This window comes from Isoptericola nanjingensis, from assembly GCF_050311635.1.
GTDB lineage: Bacteria > Actinomycetota > Actinomycetes > Actinomycetales > Cellulomonadaceae > Isoptericola > Isoptericola nanjingensis.
Genome location: NZ_JBNOZL010000005.1, coordinates 124,009 through 143,493, shown reverse-complemented (window position 1 = coordinate 143,493; position 19,485 = coordinate 124,009). Strand labels below are relative to the sequence as shown.

Annotated in this window: 10 protein-coding genes and 1 pseudogene; 8 read left to right on the top strand and 3 right to left on the bottom strand. The window is 67.7% G+C overall.

The features are described from left to right. Window positions 1-310 precede the first annotated feature (310 nt). Window positions 311-784 carry a hypothetical protein gene (locus tag ACQP6G_RS11265; protein WP_429764411.1) on the bottom strand — a complete coding sequence of 158 codons (474 nt, stop codon included), beginning with the start codon at window positions 782-784 and terminating at the stop codon, window positions 311-313. Continuing rightward, a complete protein-coding gene (locus tag ACQP6G_RS11260; protein ID WP_429764410.1) occupies window positions 781-9,993 on the bottom strand; it encodes a golvesin C-terminal-like domain-containing protein in 9,213 nt (3,070 codons plus the stop codon). Before ACQP6G_RS11260 ends, ACQP6G_RS11265 begins: the two co-directional genes overlap by 4 nt. Window positions 9,994-10,267: 274 nt before the next feature. Here ACQP6G_RS11260 and ACQP6G_RS11255 point away from each other — a divergent pair, with 274 nt between their 5' ends. The 7 genes and pseudogenes from ACQP6G_RS11255 to ACQP6G_RS11225 form a co-directional block, all read left to right on the top strand. Next, a complete protein-coding gene (locus tag ACQP6G_RS11255) occupies window positions 10,268-10,600 on the top strand; it encodes a LysR family transcriptional regulator (protein WP_429764409.1) in 333 nt (110 codons plus the stop codon). A 440-nt stretch (window positions 10,601-11,040) separates the two neighbouring features. Then, entirely contained in the window at window positions 11,041-11,628 is a 588-nt protein-coding gene (locus tag ACQP6G_RS11250; RefSeq protein ID WP_429764408.1) for an RNA polymerase sigma factor, read from the top strand. Next, complete coding sequence (locus tag ACQP6G_RS11245; protein WP_429764407.1) at window positions 11,625-12,287, top strand: hypothetical protein; 663 nt, start codon at window positions 11,625-11,627, stop codon at window positions 12,285-12,287. The genes ACQP6G_RS11250 and ACQP6G_RS11245 overlap by 4 nt, the downstream gene beginning before the upstream one ends. Window positions 12,288-12,290: 3 nt before the next feature. After that, window positions 12,291-13,307, top strand: a complete 1,017-nt coding sequence (locus ACQP6G_RS11240; RefSeq protein ID WP_429764406.1) for an ImmA/IrrE family metallo-endopeptidase — start codon at window positions 12,291-12,293, stop codon at window positions 13,305-13,307. An 81-nt stretch (window positions 13,308-13,388) separates the two neighbouring features. Then, window positions 13,389-13,544 carry a hypothetical protein gene (locus tag ACQP6G_RS11235; protein WP_429764405.1) on the top strand — a complete coding sequence of 52 codons (156 nt, stop codon included), beginning with the start codon at window positions 13,389-13,391 and terminating at the stop codon, window positions 13,542-13,544. Window positions 13,545-13,604: 60 nt separating this feature from the next. Beyond that, a complete protein-coding gene (locus ACQP6G_RS11230) occupies window positions 13,605-13,730 on the top strand; it encodes an MJ0042-type zinc finger domain-containing protein (protein WP_429764404.1) in 126 nt (41 codons plus the stop codon). A gap of 587 nt (window positions 13,731-14,317) precedes the next feature. Next, window positions 14,318-14,433, top strand: a pseudogene (locus tag ACQP6G_RS11225) (IS481 family transposase); the annotation flags it as partial. Between the two features lie 36 nt (window positions 14,434-14,469). Here ACQP6G_RS11225 and mobF read toward each other — a convergent pair. Continuing rightward, window positions 14,470-18,117: a MobF family relaxase gene (gene mobF, locus ACQP6G_RS11220; protein WP_429764403.1), complete on the bottom strand. Its 3,648-nt coding sequence runs from the start codon at window positions 18,115-18,117 to the stop codon at window positions 14,470-14,472. A gap of 345 nt (window positions 18,118-18,462) precedes the next feature. Between mobF and ACQP6G_RS11215 the strand changes: the two genes are divergently transcribed. Continuing rightward, on the top strand, window positions 18,463-19,479 hold the full coding sequence (locus ACQP6G_RS11215; protein WP_429764402.1) for a ParB N-terminal domain-containing protein: 1,017 nt from the start codon (window positions 18,463-18,465) through the stop codon (window positions 19,477-19,479). Window positions 19,480-19,485: the final 6 nt, after the last annotated feature.

Genomic DNA, 19,485 nt, shown 5'->3' with positions numbered 1-19,485 from the left:
TGCCATCCTCGGGCGGCGCAAGACTATGGGCAACCGTGCCCACGGGCACACCGCCGGTGCGCGGCAATCGCGTGGCACAGGCCTCAATCCGTGGCACGACGCGTGGCACGACTTGAACCGCAAGAGAGGCGGTACACCGATCGACCACACCGACTGGCTCTGGGCTCATCGCAGATAAGGACGTTCTAGCGGTCCGACGGCTCCAGCATCCGGCAAAAGCGGCGCGATCTTGTGGGCATTAATTCGGCTAGTCCCGGGGTCCATTAATTGCGCGACAGTCGAGATGCAACGCGAATTACGGTACGCAGGCTCATTCCCCCTCAAGCCAACCTCTAACAATCCGCTCATCCTCGTCAGCGACGGCCCCCGGCCCGCAGAGCCGACGCAGATTCTCATAAAACTCAAGGCCTGCGAGTGCAACTGCTTCATAAAGCTCAGCAACGGGCGCAATTGCCCTACGATCTATCGTCCGGTCCGCGGTTCGCACTGCCAGCATGACTTCGCCCCTCGCCCCCACCATCTTGCTTTCGAAAGCAATCGGCTGATCGGGGAAGAAGCGCTTAGCTGATCCCGCAGAGCGGCATTCATCCAAACCCTGCACCATGACAGGCCACAACCAATTGATATCGTCCCAGAGATCTTGGCCAAGCAGTTCATACCCGTCAACTGCAAGCCCGATCGCACCAGGCACATATTCGCAATCGCCGTCATGACGAACAGCCCGTCCAATCAGACAGAACTCGCCGCCAACCCTAACGAAACTTGCAACTTGCACCCTTTTCACGGAAGAACTCCTGGATAGAACTGACCAATCCGACCTCGACTGACCCCCAGGACGTAATCTACACCACCAACGGTCCCTTGAACTTGGCCGCTTCCCGCGCCGATGCGTGCCATTTGCTCGCGATTCTGCCGAGCAACGTCTCCGATCGCAGCCTGGACGTCGCCGATCGACATCGACTCATCAAAGAACGATTGCTTCGACTTTACAGAACCATCCCAGTACGAGGGGTGATGCCTTTCCAGGACGTGCGTAAGGGCCCGCTTATCGAGCAGGAATGTAGAGTTTCCGAATTGGAATCGCTCGCTCTGCCAATCTCGCAGTGCAGGAAGGCAGGTGTTGTGGACCAGCACTTCGCCCTGACCGACGTGGTATGTGTGAATGCCCTGAACTTCGAGATTATAGGCCAGCGCCGAACCCTGCGAGTCGCTTCGTAGTCCTGTGACCTCTATAGACTTGCCGTCCGCTCGAAGCACACTCTCCCCAACAGCTAGTTCGTCGACGCGTTCAAACTTGCCATCGGTGACAGACCAGAAGGGATGATCCTCGGTTGTACGAAGGACGCTTCCATCGCTGAACATGAGTTCCGTGAGGACATCGTCGTGAACAAACAGGTGCGTGACCTTGCGCCCCAATTGCTCGCCGGTCTCGGGGTCCGTCGCGATTACCTCGTCCCCCACCTCAACATCTTGAATCTGTTTTTGCGATCCATCAGCCATAAGGACGGTCGTTTCACCCGCAAAAGAGCATGCTCGCGCAGCCGTGCCCGCAGCATTCTCCCCAACGGTCAGAGCACCTTCGCCGGCGCGACCAACCGAGGGCATTGCAAGCCTTCCTCCGGCGATGATCAATGCCCAGTCAAGAATTACGGCTGTCACTGCCTTGTCACACGCAGGGCCGCTCGAATCGCCTGTTGTCCATCGTTCTTCGGTACAGGCCGCCTGAGTGTCCGCTCCGGTGAGCGCCCCGAGAACGGGATGATCCCTATTGATGCTGCAAAGAGTGTCGAGGTTGCAATAGATCGAATTTTCAAAATCAACGGCCGAAGGATCCTCGGAACTCGGCGATTCCCTGTCCTCCGCGGGGCGTGTACTGCCGCCAGCGCCGTCCATCATCATGGCGAAGGCGTGGCCGTCGAGCTCGATGCCGCTGATGGGGTTGCCGGCGGTGAAGGCGTAGCGATTCCCGGTGTAGGCATCGCTTCCGAGACCCATGTCCGCCAGGGCCCCGTTGTACATATCCCGTGTCGTGAACCGGTTGAGGCCGGGGTCGTAGTCACGGAACCCCATGTCGTACGTGCCCGACCCGGCGTTGAGGCGCTTGGAGTTGTACCGGTACGCGTTGAACGGCTCTGCGTTGGTGGGGTCGCCGGCCTCGGGCTTGTCGATCCCTGTGAACTCGGACGTGTCGTCCGACCCGTACGCGGTGTACCCGTACGTCGCGGTCGTGTTGCCCGTCTCGTCGGTCAGGGTCTCGACGTCGGTGTGCGCGTTGTACCCGTAGTACGCCGTCTCCCCAGCCTCGACGCCGTTCTCCGCGTCGGCCTTGTGGGAGATCTGCGACAGCCGGCCGCCCCACGGGGAGTACTGGTACGACTTCGACAGCTCGCCCGCGACCTCTTCCGTGAGGACCTCGGACGACAGGCCCAGGTAGGTGTAGTCCGTCGTCTTGCCACCCGAGGTGGACGAGGTGGTGCGGTCCAGCGGGTCGAACTTGTAGGTCGTGGCGACCAGCGCGCCGGTGTCGTCCATCTTCTCGGACTTCACCACGTGGTCGAACCCGTCATACGTGCTGCGGGAGATCACCGTTCCCGCCGACGTGACGGACTGCTGCCGCCCGAACGGGTCGTACGTGTAGTTCGCCGTCTGCCCACCCGTGGTGGCGGTCTGCAGCCGGTTTCGGTCGTACGCGTACGTCGTCGTCGCGCCCTTGAGGGTCTGGGAGATGACGTTCGCGTTCGCGTCGTGCACGTACTCCTCGGTCGAAGCCCCGTTGCCGGTCTTGACCTTCTTCGCGAGCCGGTCGACCGGGTCGTAGGTGTACGTCGTCGTGGAGTCCAGGTACGCGCCATGGTCGTCCGCGTTCATCTTCGAACTGGCGTCCGTGGCCTGGTTGCCGTTCGCGTCATAGGTGTACGCGTGCGACGCGACCAGCGTGGTCCCGTCCTTCTTCAGCTCCTTGGTGGACTTCAGCGCACCGTCCAGGAAGTAGGTGTACGAGGTCACGTTCCCGTTCGGCTTTGTCTCGGTCGCCTTCTGCGACCGGGCCGTGTACCCATACGTCGTCGTCTTCACCGACCCCGGCGTCTCGCCGGTCGTGTCGGTCACGCCGACCGTCTTGAGCAGCTCGCGCGTGTCGTACGTGTACTCGCTGACCTGGTCCGGGTGCGTGACCTTCGTCGGCTGCCCGTTCACGTCGTACGCGTACGACGTGGTCGTCTTCGCCGTCCCGGCCAGGTTCTCCGTCACCGACGACACCTGGTTCAGCTGGTCGTAGGCCACCTTGTACGCATCGATCCCCGCACCCGATGACGTGTCGTCGATCGTGGTGAGGTTGCCGTTCACGTCGTATCCGTAGGTGAACGTCTTCTGCTCGGTGTCCGTGTCGGCGCTGTTGTCGCGCACCAGTTTCACCGCGTCCGCGACCACCACTCCTGTGGCCGACGGCACCAGCGACAGCGACGTCGTCTCGTTCTTTTCGAGCTCGTACGAGCCGACCTTTTTCAACGCACCCGCCCCGGCGGACTGGTCCACCGTGACCTTCGGCTCGATCACCTGCGCGCCGTCGCTGCCCGCGGCGGCCTCCGGGTCGCCGTGCGTGAGCGTGAACGCGGCGTCCTTCGCCGCCCCGGTCACGTTCGGGTACGCGACGTACAGGTCGTACGTCCCGTTCGCGGGCACGTCCAGGCTCCACGTGAATGCGTCCGTGCCCGGCGTCGCCGTGGCAGCGTGCGTGCGGTGGTCGATGCCCTGCTGACCGGTCACGTCACCGGTCGCCCAGGCGCCCTTGACCGTCGTCGACTGGCGGTCGGAGTTGTCCGCGAGGACCTCGTTCGACCCCACCGGGACACCGTCGTCCGCCATCGCGGCCAGCTTCCCGTCCGGGAAGTACGACCACGTCATCGTGCGGTTCGCCGAACCACCGGCAGAGGTGAGCGTGCGCGCCGTCTGCTGGCCGAGCTCGTCGTAGTCGTACGTCGTGGCGATGCCGAACGGGTCCTTCGACGACTTCACCCACCCGTTCGCGAAGTACTCGAACGTGGTCGTGTTCCGCTTCGTCTGCCCGTCCGAGGGCGGCATGGACGTGGCCTTCACCCGCCCGACGGCGTCGTACGTCGTCTCCGTGAAGACGTCCGCCTTGTTGTACCGGGAGTCGGCCGGGTCGTACGGCTGGAACTGCTTGACCGGGCGGTTCAGCTCGTCGTACTCGGTCCGCAGCGCGAAGTCGTCCGCCGCCGCGGTGTCCACACCCCGCGGGGTGATGACCCGCGTGGTGTTGCCGACCTCGTCGTACTCGTACTTGGTGGTGCGGTACACGATCGCGTCACCGGTGCCGGAGTGCGGCACCTTGACCTCGACCTGCGCCCCACGCCCGTCGTACTTCGTGGTCGTGACGTTGCCGTCCGCGTCGGTCGCCGACGTGACCAGCGAGTCCGCGTCATACCCCGTACGCGTGATGTTGCCGTCGGCGTCCGTGGCCGTGATCGGGCGGTGGTTCAGGTCGTACCCGGTGCGCGAGGTGAAATCCGTGGTCGACGTCGAGGCGACCTTCTTCGGGTCCCGCACCTCGATGGTGTTGCCGACCTTGTCGTAGTCGTACTCGATCCGGTCCCCGGCCGCGTTCGTCACCGCGGTCAGCTGGTAGACGTCGTCGTAGGTGTACTTCGTGGTGTAGTCGTCCGCCACGTCCGTGGTGGCCACACCCTTCGGCTCGGTCACCGACGTCAGGTTCCCGACCGTGTCGTACGCGTACGTCGTGGCCCGCGCACCGGAGGTGTCCGTGTCCTTCGGCGCCGTGGTCTTGGTGACCTGGTCTGCCTTGTCGTAGGCCGCGGTGCTCACCGCGCCGTTCGGCGCCGTCGACGTCGTGACGTTGTCGTTCGCGTCGTACACCGGAGCGGGCGTCGTGATCGTCACCGCGCTCGTACCGCTGCCCGACTTGAGCTTGGCGGACTCCAGCGGACGCCCGAACACGTCGTAGGCCTGCGTCGTCCACCCGCCGGCGGCGTCCGTGACCTTCAGGACCTGGCCGCGCACGTCGTAGGAGCTGGTGGTGACGGACTTGAACGGGTCCGGATCGGTGATCTTCTCGGGGTACCCCGTCGGCGTGAAGCTCGAGTACGACGTCGTGTTGCCGTTCGCGTCCGTCGCGGTCTTGAGCTGCCCGTACGCGTCGTAGGTGTACGTGGTCGTGTAGTCGCCCGCGGTCGACGTCGCCAGGCCGAGGCCGTCCGTCACCGAGGTGAGGTTGCCGAACGCGTCGTACCCGAACTGGTTGACCCGCCCCGCCGGCGAGGTGGTGCGGAACAGGTCCGCCGCGTAGCCGTCGGCCCGGGTGGCGTACTCGTACACCGCCGCGCCCTTCGGCGCCTGCGCCGCGGTCATCCCGCGCACGCACTCCGTCGCGGCCGGCGCGCCCCCGTTCGCCTTGTTCTGCTCGGCGTCACGCTGCCAGATCGGGTACCCGGTCTTCGGGTCGTAGCAGTACGCCGTCACCGCGCCGTTCGCCTCGGTCAGGGTGCGGACGTTGTTGTCCGAGTCCCAGGTCAGCGCGACCTTCTCGGCCTTCGCGTTCGTCACGGACACCGCACGGCCGCGCACGTCCGAGGTGTAGGACGTGACCTTGCCCTTGTCGTCCGTGACCGTCGCGTCCCGCAGCGTGTCGTCGGCGGCGTTCGGTGCGTACGCGAACGTGGTGACGCCGCCGAGGCGGTCGGTGATCGTCTGGGCCTTCCAGTGGTCGGCCTGGTCGTCACCCTGCGACGGCGCGAAGTAGTCCATCCCGGTCGCGTTGCCGCGCGGGTCGGTGATCTTGACCAGCTTGACGTTCTTGTTGCCCTGGGTGGCGTCGTAGGTGAAGCCGAACGTCTTGGCCTTGCCGGAGCCGGCGCCGTCCACGAGCTGACCCAGCAGGCCCTGCTCGGTGTAGTACAGCTCGACGCGGCGGCCAGAGACGTCCGTGATCGCCTTGACGTGGTCGTAGATCTTCGAGTTCGACAGCTTGCCGGTGGCCGAGACGACCGCGCCGGTCGCGTCGACGTACTTGTAGCCGGACTGCCCCTTCTCCCAGTACTCCACGCTCAGCGCCTGCCGGCCCGCGGGGTCGGTGACGTAGGTGAGGAACTTCGTCGGCTTGTTGTTCGACTGCCGCTGCGCGTACGTGAAGGTCTGCGTGTTGCCGTTCTTGTCCACCGTGGACGTCAGGTACCCGTCGCAGTCGAACAGGAACCGGGTGCCGTCCGGGCGCAGCATCGTCCACGCGTCGGTGAGCTCGTCCGTGCCCTTGCCCGGCGTGCAGTCCAGGCCCGGCTTGGCGGACAGCTTGTAGTTCACGCCCGCGGGCGCGACCCACTCCCCTGTCGCCTCGTCCAGGCGGAACACGTGCGTGGTCCCGTCACCGTCGGGCAGGAACACCTCGGTCGGGTGCGGGTTCGGGTGGAAGTCCAGCGGCGCCCCGAGGCGGATCGGGCCGGCCAGCTGAGCCGACCACCCGTACCCGGTCACCGTGTCGGAGGTGTCCATCGAGTTGTACGCGAACCGCGCGAACGCCGTCAGACCGCGCCCCGGGTTCGTGAACGCGTCATACGACCACACCGCGTTCCCGGACGCGACGTTCGTCATCACCGACGACCCCGCACCGGTGTTCTTGCCCGCGTAGGTATAGAACGACTCCAGACCCAGCTCGTCGGACGTCGGGTCCTCGACCGCCACGTTCTGCTTCAGGCCGCCCGAGGGCAGCCCCGGCGCCGGGGTCGAGGTCCCCGTCGCGACGACCTGCCAGCTCAGGGTCGCGTCGTTGCGCTTGTTCCCCTCCGTGACCGGCGGCGGCGTCACCTGCGCGGTGATCGTGTGCGACTCACCCGGCGACATGTCCTGCGGCAGCGCCGCGGTGGTCGCCTTCGCGCCCGTCACCGCCGAACCGTCCGGCAGCGTCCACGTCGCGCGCAGCTGCTGGCCCGCGGCCGTCCACGTGCTCGTGGTCGTGTTCGTCACCGTGACGTCCGCGCTGTAGGACGCGCCGGTGTCCATCCGCGACGGCGTCTGCGGCGCGTAGAACGTGCCCTCCGGCGTCGTGTCCAGGTACGTGATGGCCAGGCGCGGGCCGGACCGCTCGAGGCCGCCCTTGGACTCCAGCTCCCGCGAGGCGAACAGGGTGTGCTCCTGCGCGAGGGTTTCGTTCGCCATCTTCAGCATCACGCCGCGGTAGGCGGTCGGGTTGTCGGCCCACTTCTGGACCAGGGACTTCACGTCCCAGCCCACACGCTCCGAACCGTCCGGGAAGTCGGAGTTGGTGCCCAGCACGGTCGTGCCGAAGTCGCCGCCGGCCTTCGTCCACGTCGCCCCGGTCTTCGGGACGTTCCACGTCGCGGTGGTCTCGTCGAAGTCTGTCGTCAGCTGACGCGCCTCGTACACGCCACCGGCCGTGGTGATCTCCGAAACTGTCTTCCACATCCGCAGCGCAGCGTCCGTGATCCGCGCGCCGGCCGGGATCCCCCAGTCGTCGAACTCGGCGACCATCCGCACGTCGCCGTAGTACGACGAGTCGTTGCCGACCATGTCCCAGCTCTGCGGGCCCGCGTCCTGGATCACGTTGAGGTTCGTCGTCGGCTTGCCCGACGACAGCGACGTGTCACCCGTGGCGACCACGACCTTCGTCGTGTGACCCGCCTTCGGCAGTCGTGCCAGCTGCGTGCTGGAGGGCACCACAGTGCCGTCCTTCGTCTTCACCGCGACCTGGTAGTAGTACGCCCGGCCCAGCGGGTCCTCGCTGTCCGCGGGCGTCGGAACCGCGGTCGTATCCGTGAACGTCGTCGACCCCGGCGCGACCGGCGACACCAGCGTCGCCGCCGACGGCGTGAACGTCTGGTAGATGCTGCGGTGCACCTGGTACTCCACCAGGTCGTCCGCCGTGGACGTCGACGGGTCCGCATACGCCGACCACGCCAGCTCCGCACCCGTGGCGTGGATCGTCTCCGGGATGTCCAGCACCACGCCCGGGCGCCCGTACGTCAGCACCAGCTTCGGCCGGTTACGCGTCTCCCCGCCGTAGGTGTACTCGCTCGCGTCGTACCGCGGCCCGCCCAGCGGACCGTTCGCGGACTCGTCCGCCGCCTTCAGCACGAACCCGTAGTTCGGGAACTCGTCGTCCAGCCAGCCCTGCACCGTGTCCGTCACGTCGTAGGAGTGCCACTTCTGCAGCTCACCGGACGGCTTGACCACCGTGGAGCCCTTGGTGAAGCGCACCGCGTCCGCGATGACAGACGTCGCCGTCGTCGACGGCGTGTCCTTGACCACCACCGTGCCCGTCGTGCCCGCCTTGAACGGGTGCGCGCCCAGCGTGGTCCACACCCCGCCGGTGCCTCGCGTCTGGTCCACCGAGTACGTCTTGGAACCGCCCGAGTACGCCACCGTGTACGGCACGTTCGTCAGCCGGTCGTTCGCGGGCACGTGATGCACGTCCACCCGCCAGGTCCCCGCGGCAGGCAGCGTCGGACGCCACGTGTACGCGTCGCCCGCGGGCGTGCCGGTCGCGAACTGGTAGTCGCCACCGACCGCGTACTTCGTCAGGTCCGGGTTGCCCGACGCCGGCCACGACCCCGTGGCCGCCGTGCCCGCGTCCCCGTTGTCCAGCACGATCTGCGTGCCGGAGAGCTCACCGACCAGGCTCTTCGAGGAGTTCCACGTCGCCGACAGCGAGTCCCACGCCGCCGTCGCACGGTGCGCCTCGAGCGCCACGTCCGTGGTGTAGCTGGTGTGCGTCTGGGAGTAGTACATCTGCAGCGCGGCCGACGTCAGTTTCGTGCCCGCGGGCACCTGCGGCAGCGGGAACGTCACGAGCCCGCGCACCAGGCCACCGCCGTCGGTCCGGCCGACCGACAGCCGCTCCGACGTGCCGTAGTTCGTGTCCGGGTTCAGCGAGTGGACGAACGTGTCCTTGCTCGTCGTCGGCGTCGGAGCGACGATGATCGTCGGGTCCACCGTCACCGGGAAGACCCGCTCCTTCGCCGCCAGCCACTTCGCATCCGGGGTGACCGTGAGCGACCACGCCCCGTCCTCGGCCTCCGCCAGGTCGTAGGACACATCCGTCGAGACCGCACGCCCCTGGTCGTCGGCCGGGGCCACCTTGCCGCCCTCGCTCGACTCACCCTTGGCCGAGTCGAACATCACGCCCGCCGGCATCGTCAGCACCGGGTCGGCACTCTCGCCGTAGAACCCGATCGACCCGTCGTCCTCCACCTGCGGGACCAGGCCTTCCAGGCCGTCCAGCGAGAACTCGAAGCTCACCGGGTCCGTCGGGGCCTCGTCGAGGACGATCGACTCCTTCACCTGGCCCGGCTCCGCGTCGTACACCAGGTCCCCGCCGGCCAACGCCTCGACGTCCGCATAGGTCACGCGAGACCCGTCGACGACCGGCTCCAGCTCGGTGTCCTCAGCCGAGGCCAGCCCCAGGGTCACCCCGTTGCCGCCGTCGGCCTCGACGCGCAGCACCGACTCCGCCGACGTCCCGAAGAACGACTTCGCCACGTTGCTCCGGTTCGACGCCGCCCACCCCTTGCCGCGCGCCTTCGAACCCTTCGCCGTCGGCTCGACAGTGGTGTCGATCTCCTCGAACGACCCGTCCGCCGCCTCAAACGCGACCGGCTCCGCCGACACCTCGACCTGCACCTGGCCGTTGCTCATCAGGAACGACCGCGAGTTCGTCGTGCGGCGGTCCTTCAGCTCCCGCACGCGCTCCGCCTTCGGTGCCACCTCGCCCTTCGGCAGGTGCTCACGGCTCGGCACACCCTCTGACGACGCCGGAGCCTTGGCCGGCTCCTTCTCGCCGCCACCGAGCAGCCGCCCCCAGAAGCCGATGTCGCCGGACTCCTGCGCGTGCTCCTCGCCCGGCGAGGTCGCATCCGGCTTGCCCGCGGCGAGCGCGGAGCCTGGTCCACCCACCACGATCGTCGTGACCAGGGACGCGCTCAGCCCGGAGGCGACCAGCGTCCTCATAAGGTGACGACGACGAACCGATGAACTCACGTAGCACTCCCGGGCTCGGGCGTCCGCCACCGTGCGGCGCTCCGGATCTGAACTTGTCGCCCAGGTCGCTCACGTAGCACGCGCCGATCGGGGCGCGCTGAACGTAGCGGGTGAAATCCGGACCGGCGTAGCGATCTTCAGAAAACCCGAAAGTCTCAGAGAGCGCTTCCACCTCACCGTTGACGTCCGCAACGGTCGCATGTAACTTCACGCCGCCAGGCAGTGCGGCCCCAGGGAGGCTTCAGTGGTGTCACTCGCTCAGCTCAGGACCTTCCAGGCCGTCGTCGAGCACCGATCCATGACACGCGCCGCAGGCGCACTCGGCATCGCCGTGAGCTCCGTCAGCACCCAGGTGCGCACCCTCACCGACGACCTCGGCTTCCCACTCCTGCGCCGCACCGATGACGGCGGCTACGACGCCACCGACGCGGGCCGAGCGGTGCTCAAGTCGTGCGTCATCGTGCTGCGCGAGGTCCAGCGGATGCAGAGCGCCGGGACAGCAGCAACTCCACGGACACACCGTTCCGCGCGGACCCCCACCCAGCAACGCGCCCGCCACAGCAGCACGGCAGCCTGAGCCGGGCGAGGTATCGCACCCCACCCCCGCGAGGGGTCTCCGCTCGCCGCGAGTCTGAGCGGGGAGCCTGATCGCGTGGACACCTGGCATGAGGACAGGCAGGTCCGTCTCCGGGACATCCTCATCCGGCTGGGCGACGTCCTTCCGGCCGATGAAGTGACGGCTGTCGCGCGGGAGCTCGGCGTCTCGGTCTCGATGGTCCGTCGCCACCTCGCGGGCCCTGTGTGAGGCTCAACGCACCATCGCGACCTTCGCGAAGCGCCGTCTGCCCAGGCCCACGCACCTTACGGGCACGCGCGTCTACCAGTTGCGCACCGCCTATTTCACCCGGCCAGGTGGCCCCATTGGCGCGGCTCCTCAGCCATCCTCGTGAACGCGTCCGAGGGCGGACTTACTGCTGGCCCTCCTCGCTCGACTACGTGCTGAAGGGCAGGTGAGGTGTGGTGCCGACAGGTGAAGCGGAGGTGGAAGATGAGTCTGCCCTCGCGCGTGAGCGGCGCGGTACCGCTCCTGACCTAGCGGCCCTCTACGCACAACATCGCGGCGCGATGTACCGCGTCGCGTACGCGACACTTCGCCCGTCGGGTATGGAGGCCTCCGCTGAGGACGCTGTGAGCGGTGCGATCGTGTCCATCATGAGGAACGGTCTTCCCACGAACATCGGGAACTGGGAGGCCTTCCTCGTCAAGGTCGTCAAGCGCAAGGCGCAAGACATCGTGAAGTCGGCGACGGTCCAGCGGGCCGGCCCACCACTCGACGACCTGCAGGGTCGCAAGGCTGACGTCGACGTCGGCGAGGAGGCCGCGGAGCAGGTCGACCTGGAGCGACGAGTCGTTCTTCTGCGGACGAGCCTCGACATGCTTGACGAGCGGCAGCGGCTGGTGGCGGTCGACTACATCGGACAGGAGCGTCCCCGAGCCGAGATCGCGGCAAAGCTGGGTGTGACGCCAGCAAGAGTCAGCCAGATGAAGCTTGAGGTGCTGAAGTTGCTTCGAGCCGCAATGGCCGGAAGGGAGGACCAACGATGAACGATGAAGAGCGAGAGCGCGTTGTTGACGCGCTCGCGAAGCGCGCGCACCGAACTGGAGAGGTCCTCCGAAGCACCGACATCGGAGCGGACGAGCTCGCAGAGCTCAGCACACTGGCCGACACCAGCGAGCTCCTGTGGCTTTCGCAGCATGAAGCACCTCCTCTCGAGTCGGACTCTGTGGCGGCAATGCTTGGGCTGGTTCCCGATCAGCGATGCACCCTGGATCCCAAAGCGTTCGCCCGCGCGAGGAAGAGGGCGGGTCTCAAACCGAGCGGGCTCGCGTCACGGCTACGGCAGAGAGGCTGGCAAACCTCAGACGCTGACGTCTTCCGCTGGGAGACTCGACCAATGCACGACGTTCCGCCGGCGCTCATCCAGGCGTTGGCCGAGATCCTTGGAAGAACGGTCGAGCAACTCTCTAGCGCCATGAGCGGCACTCCAGAGACTGGTATTCTTGAGGAACTTCGTCGCAGTCCGAAGTTCAAGGAGCTCGTGGCCCGCTGGGCTCAGGCCCGGCATGTGTCGCTACCGGTTGCGTCCGCCACGCTCCAAGGGCGCCTTGTCGCGACCGTTCATCGGGGAAGCGCTCCAGACACAGCTCAGATGCTGGAGTCGTTGGACGCGCTCGTCGCCGCGGTCGAATCGCCTTCGGAGTGATCAGTGAGCATCGATGCCATCGTTGCCCGCGCGGTCGACACCATGCCCAGTACTGCTGCAGACCGTTTCGCTCTTGAGCCGATCGAGGTGATGCGAGCAGATCTTGGGCTGACCGTCACTGCCGTCGAGCGGCTCGCCGGTTCACGAGAGGACGGTGGCGCCTGCGACGGGGTGTCGTTCCTTGAGGACGGAGTGGTGCTCTACGCGCCCACTGCGAGCAGTCGGCGACAGAACTTCACGCTCGCGCATGAACTGGGTCATTGGCTGGTGGAACGCACGCCAGGCGTCTACGACTGGATCATCGACCAGGTCGATCCGGGACCTTTGCTCGAGAGTGTCTGCGACCGAATCGCGCAGCAGCTCCTCCTTCCGAATTCGCTCCTGAACTCCAGCCTCACGCCCGGCGCAACACTGCGAGCTCAGCACCTGGTCGATCTGTACAACGCCACGCAAGCAAGCCGTCCTGTCTGTGCGATCGCGTTGGCGCGAAGGCTCCCCAACCTGGGAGCAGTCGTCTTGATCGACCGTTACGCGCGATCGGTCAGTCACTCAAGCATCCGGCCCGATCCTGACGAAGGGTGGCCCAGGGTGTACCCCTGGCGTGGCCAGACGCTCTCGCCCACGCATCCGATGTTGGCCGTTACTTCAGGAGCGGCCACGAGCAAGCGTGTGCGGTGGACGACGCCGTGGGGCACGGTCGCTGACTTCTACGCCGATCTACTCGGCGAGACGAACCGGATCATCGCGATCCTCTCTGCGGTGGACCTCTGGGGTATCGATGCGTTCCACGCACAGCAACCGCGCGAATTCGACGCCCGGCCGCTGCTCACCGGGTACTGCTGTGACACAGACTTTAAGGTCCGCCAGTACCCCTGCTCAGGGTGCCACGGCCCAGCATGCCCGCGCTGCGGCAGATGCCGCTGTGATCGCCAAGCTGAGCGCGAGGCGCAGTGCACCGGCTGCTTCATGATGTTCGCCAGTTACCTGCTCGAGGGCGGGCGCTGCGAGGACTGCCGCTAACTCTCCTGCCCCCTGCCTCGACTACCTGTTGAGAGCCGCCGTGTGAACACGGGACGGGCTGTCAGGACGGAGGTGAGAGGTATGGCGAAGAACACCGGCAACGGCCACCGCGTCGGCGCAGTTCGGGGACGCAGTGAGTTCAAGCGCGGCAGCACGTGGTTCAAGCGCGACACCGCGACCGGACGCATCCTCAACGGCAGCCCGAACCAGCACAAGGGCGTCCGCAACGAGAAGTAGCAGAGGCCGGGGGCGCAAGAGCGCCACGGGCCGGCACCGTTCAATGACCTGGAGGTCCACATGAAGCGCAACCCGCGCGGCTACACCGTCACCTGCCCCCACTGCCGTACCAAGTTCGTGATCGGCGGCTACAGCCCCGGTCTCATCCGGTGCGGCAGATGCGGCAAGGCCTTCAACCTTCGGTGACCCCGCTCCAACGAGAGGCGGCGCCGCGTCCGGAAAGTAAGACTCGGGCTACGGAGAACAGATGTCGACGATGAACGTGTGGCCGCGTAATCGCTACGCCGGCCCGGGGGGCGGGTTGTATGCCGGCCCCGGCGGCGGGCTCTATGCCGGACCGGGCGGCGGGGCATACGCCGGACCCGGAGGGGGCCTCTACGCCGGGCCGGGCGGCGGGGCATACGCCGGACCCGGAGGCGGGCTCTATGCCGGGCCGGGCGGCGGCCTCTACGCCGGCCCCGGAGGGGGCCTCTATGCCGGGCCGGGCGGCGGGCTCTACGCCGGACCCGGAGGCGGGCTCTACGCCGGGCCGGGCGGCGGGCTCTACGCGGGCGCCGACGGGGCCGGGTCCTACCGCTCTAACTGGCCACCGTTGGACCGGCTGGTTCCTGTGCTTCGGGAACGAGGCCTGGTCCACGCCGCCGATCTCCTGGCGCGTGCTCACAACATCGCGCTCTAGCTGTACTGACCCAGCAGGTTGTTGACGTAGCGAGAGACCTCCGGGTCGAGTGGGAGCTGCCTAGGAACCCGGCTCGCACCAACGGAGGTCTCTCGTGTCTCACGCTAACGCCCGGCTGATCCAGCCGGGAGGCTGACCATGGTCCAGCGCATCGCGGCAGGCCGCCCGGTCGCACACGTCGCTGCGGAGCTGGGTATCTCACGCACCACTTGGTGGCCTGGTCTCGCTCGGGCCACCGTGCGAGCTCTAGAAGCTCGGGCTGCGAACGCCGAGTCGTCGTGCTTCAGGAGGCTCGCGCCGGAATCGACTGACGACGGGCCTCAACCGGGTGGCGAAACGCCGCGCATCCTCGCGCTGGCTCAGGCTCGTGGGGGAGCTTCCCAGGGGCTGATTACTCGCGATGCCGTATCGATCGCGATATGCGGCGACAGCAACCACGAGGTCTCGCCACTGGCTGTCATTTCCGAGCGGCTGGGGCAATCGCCGTGTCCAGGGTGCACGGTCGTGGAGCGCCTGAGTAGCGAGGCGACGCGCGCGTCTCGCGATAAGACGAGCGCGAGTAGTGAGGGCGTCGGAGGCTTCATCAGAAAGCGGCCCGCGAGCCTCGGGGACGAGTCCCGCAATGCGGGCTGGCTTCGACGACTTGGGCCTTGCAGTGGCTGCGGCGAGGCGGTGATGCAGAACGGCGACGATGTCGTCAGCATCGTGCAGCGACCGGTTCGCGGCGAGGCGAGGCAGGAGTCGGTCCACGTCGTGTCCGTCGGCCTCGGCGCGACGCAGCTCGGCGCACAGCGGTCCGAACGTTTCGGACTCAAGCGCCCGAGTGATCACTATCTCGTCGAGTCCTTGGTCGCGGAGACTGTGCGTGACAAGGCGTGCCCAGCGAGGGCGCTGTACGTGATTGGCGATGGTGTCGTACTCGGCGGCCAGCCTGGCGATCGACAGGTGTTGGTCGCGCTCGGCCTGCATCGACTCATGGGCGGAGAGCTCAGCACCAGTCCTTGAAAGGATCCCGGCGAGGATCGCTCGGGCATGCGCCCGCTCCGAGAGTCCGTCGTCTGTCGCCTTCTCTGTGAGGCTGCTGTGGTTGTCCTCGCGGTCGGGGTGGTCGAGCGGGACGAAGACCGTGTTGGTGACTCGACCTCGCGTCATCCCGACGTAGGCCAGCTCGCGGGTCATGCTCGGGGTGGCGATCAGGTGAGCGGTGTCGGTGGTGATGCCCTCGGCGCGGTGGACGGTGGTGGCGTAGCCGAGGTCGACGTGCTCGGCGACATAGGCAGCGGGCAGACGCACGGTCAGAAGCCTCGGCGACGCGCTTCGCGGACTATCCGCGTCGGTCCCCCGTCCAGCGTCAACGCCTTGCGCGGTGATGGAGCCGTCGCGGTGCACGTGGAGGACCTGCCACCGGGTGCCGTTGCGCACCCATCCGCCGCGGCCGTAGCGCAGGTGACGGTCGTTGCGCCGGGTGAGAATTGTGTCGCCGGCTGAGGCTTCGAGGTCCCCGGCCAGCAGCACGGCGCGTCGGTCGTCGATGGTCCCGGCGAGGAGGCGTTCGGCGCGGGCGCGGCGGTTGAGCTCGGTGACCGTGGTGTTGTCGGCGGCGATCAGGATGGACGTCTTCCCGGACGCTTGGTCGGCCCGCCAGGCGGTGTACGCGGCTTCGACTACCTCGTCCGTCGTGCCAGCCGTGATGCGGCCGTGGCGTTCGTAGACAGGCAGGACGTCCGCGTCGCCGTCGCGCAGGCGCAGGCTCGCGGACTTCTCCCAGTCGTGGGCGAATCTGTGGACCTTGACGAGCTCGGGCACGTCGCCGGTGGTGCGCCGTCGTTCTCCGACGAGGAGGTTGAAGGCGCCGCCGGTCTCGACCGGGGAGAGCTGGGCGGGGTCTCCGACGAGCAGCATCTTTGCTCCGACGGCGGCGGCATGCCGGGCAAGTCGATCGAGGGTCTGCGTGCCCGCGAGGGAGGCCTCGTCGACGATGACGAGCTGCCCCGACCGGAAGGCCGTCGTACCGGCAGCGTGATCGTAGAGCCACTTGGCGGTGTTCTCGCATCCGATCCGCAGGTCCGCGGCGAGGACCTGAGCCGCGGCCGCGGACGGTGCCAGCCCGACGACGGACCCGGTGCCGTACGTGTTCTCCCACATGGTGCGCAGAAGACGCATGGTCCTGGTCTTTCCGGTGCCGGCCGGGCCGACCAGCACGTCGAGCACCCGTCCCGACGTCGCGACGGACACGGCGGCATCGGCCTGGGGCCTGGACACCACGCCCTGGGCGACGGCGTCGTCCGCCACAAAGCGCGACAAGACTCCCGTGACGCCGGGACCGGTGGTGTCGGCACTCGAGGCAAGCAGCCTCTCCTCTGCGGCGATCACGGCTTCGGAGGTGTAGACGGTGGCGTGCCGGGGCCGCAGGCTCGAGGTACCATCCGCGCGGCGCAGGAACGCCGGTGTCGGCGCCAGCTCGGGCGGCGTCAGCCGCACCGACCCGGCTTCCGCTGCGGCGACGATCCGGCCCACGACATTGATCCGATCCTGCGCGGTCTGGAAGCGCCACGCGTTCGTCTGCCGCTCGGCCTCGGCCCACAGGCTCCAGTGCCGCCACGTCGCGCGCTTCTCGCCAACGACAGACAGCACCACGCCCGCCGCGGAAGAGATGGCGTCGTCCGGCACCTCGCCGGCGGTGTAGGACCGCCCCGCTCCGAGGCTGTCGACCACGCTGGAGATCAGCGCCTGCGACCACGTCCTCGAGTCCCGCCCCAGGACGTGCGACGCCCGTTCGTGCCAGCGCTGGGTCAGCTCGCCCAGGGACTTGAGTGTCTTCGGTGGCCGTGTCGCCAGCGTCGCCAGCGCCCGTAGCCGGACGATCGTCCGCCGCGACGGGTGCCGGCCATGCTCCCGCCGGTACTCGCGGATCAGGTCGTCGGCGCAGTGCTCGATCTCCACCGACCGCGAGGAGAACTCACGGATCAGGCCGTCCGGGACCCCGTCGATCTCCAGCGCCGGGCTACGGTCACGCCCTCGCACCCGGCGCGACCACGTCACCCCGAGGGTGCCGGTGAGCCTGTCGGCCAGGACCGCGTTGTAGGACTCCGAGAACGCCACGTTCGCGTTGAACAGTGCCCGGGAGTCCAGCGTGCGCCACTTCCCGTCCACCACGGCGCGGACCTTGTTCGCGACCACCACATGCGTGTGCAGCTGCGGGTCATGGGCCCGCGAATCCCAGTGATCGAAGCCCATCGCCACCAACCCGGTCACGTCCACCTGCGCGACCGACCCGTCCCCCGCATCCGCGCCCACCCGCGTCGCCGCCACCTGCCGTTCGATGAACCCGACCGTCTCGGCCACCGCCCTATGGTGCGCCGCCAGAATCAGGCCCTGGGTCCGGCGGTCGGCCAGCCCCCACACGACCGACACCGACTTCGGCACCGAGAACGTCAGGTCGAACCCCGCCGTCGCGGTCCGATCCCCCGCCCTCACCTCCTCGGCCGTGATCGTCCCCACCGCCGTCTGCCGGGCCTCGCCCGACAGGTCCGCGGCGAGATGCGCGACGCGGGCCGCGATCCGCTCTTGCACCGGGACGAATCTCGGATACCGACGCCCCAACCGCTTACCTGTCACGGGATCGACGCCCTCACCCAACAGCCGCCGCAGGTGCGTCGTGGTCACCGGATCGTCCGGGCGCAACGCGCGGCCACCGCCCAGATCCAGCACCCCCGCCCCGAGCCAGAAGCCCGGCGGCGTGCCCGCCTCGGCGTAGTAGGCCGCCACCGGATCCACCCACGACCCCGCCGCGGCACCCACCACCGGCGCGGCGTCCAGGTCCGCGTTACGGATGGAGCGCGTCAGGTACTCATACCCGTTGCCCGCGCTCATCTTGCGCACCGACACCGTCATCGAACACCGCCGCGGACACGTCCGAGCGTGGAGCACGAGTCAGAAGCGGTCCGGCGGCCCGGCGCCACAACTGCCTGAGGTGTGAGATCTCTGCGATCGGTGGACACGACGATCACCTCCGATGGACAGGTGGGATCGCCTGTACCCGAGGGGCTTGTGGAGCGGGCGTGCCGTCGCCGCGGTGCGGCATCCGGCCCTTGACGTTGCGGACGAGCCGGGCGCACGATCGTGGGAAAGCACAACGCTGTGACTCACCCGCCGCTGGTGCGGGATCCGCTGTTCGGCCCGGACGGGGCGCGGGCAGCCTCAGGTTCGTCAGTCCCGATCCACCACGGGGGCGTCGCCATGAACCGGCCGTCCGACAACTATCTCCACTCCAAGTGCGCGATTCACGGGATCGTCGTCGGGCACCGGCAGCGCAAGGACCTCGGCGACCTGGACGCGCTCGCCGCATCGATCTCTGAGGTGGGGATGCTGCAGCCGATCACGATCACCGACGGCAACGTGCTGCTGTGCGGGTACCGGCGGCTCATGGCCGCGAGGCAGCTGAAGTGGCGATCAGTGCCGGTGTGGATCCGCACGGGACTGTCCGACCGGCTGACGATCCTGATGGCCGAGCGCGACGAGAACGCGCTCCGCGAGCCGCTCAACCAGGTCGAAGCGGCAGCCCTCTACGCCGAGCTGAAGGGCGTCCTCGCGGAAGAGGCCCGGGCACGGCAGGAGTCGTCGCGGTTCGGCGGGTCGGGCGGTGCCGCCCACGCGGCGGCACCGCGCGGCGTCGGAGATGTACGCCGCATCGCGGCACGCACGGTCACCGGCGCGGCGTCCTACACCCGCCTGGAACGGATCAACTGGATGCTTGGCGTCTCCAAGGACTTCGACCTCCCCAAGCCGGTGCGCGAGCTCGCCTCCGCCGAGGTCGAGGAGCTACGACAGGGCGCCGGGGTTGCGCCGGCCGTCAACCGGGTCAGGGCCGCGATTCGTCTGGCCGAGGAAGACGCGGAGCGCAAGCACCGGTCGTGGGCCGCCACGCTCTTCGACGCCACTCCCGCGGACGTCGACGAGGCGGAGCACCTGACCCTCGTCGAGAGCGACCACGGCGGACGGCTGGAGGACGCACAGAAACCGACCCGCGCCTCCAACCACCCAGCAGTCACAGCAGCCCAAGGACGCGGGTCTGCGCTCGAGTTCTCGTCGGTGCTGGATGGCGCCTCGGCGATCCTCCAGTTCGATCCCGCCGTCGTCGGCCCGCACCTCGACGAGGACACGTGGGCGACGCTCCATCGCACGGTCGAGTCCCTCCGGGTCTTCCTCGAGGTTGCCACCGAGACCCGTCGCGGAACGGTGCCGAAGAGCGCCTGATCACGA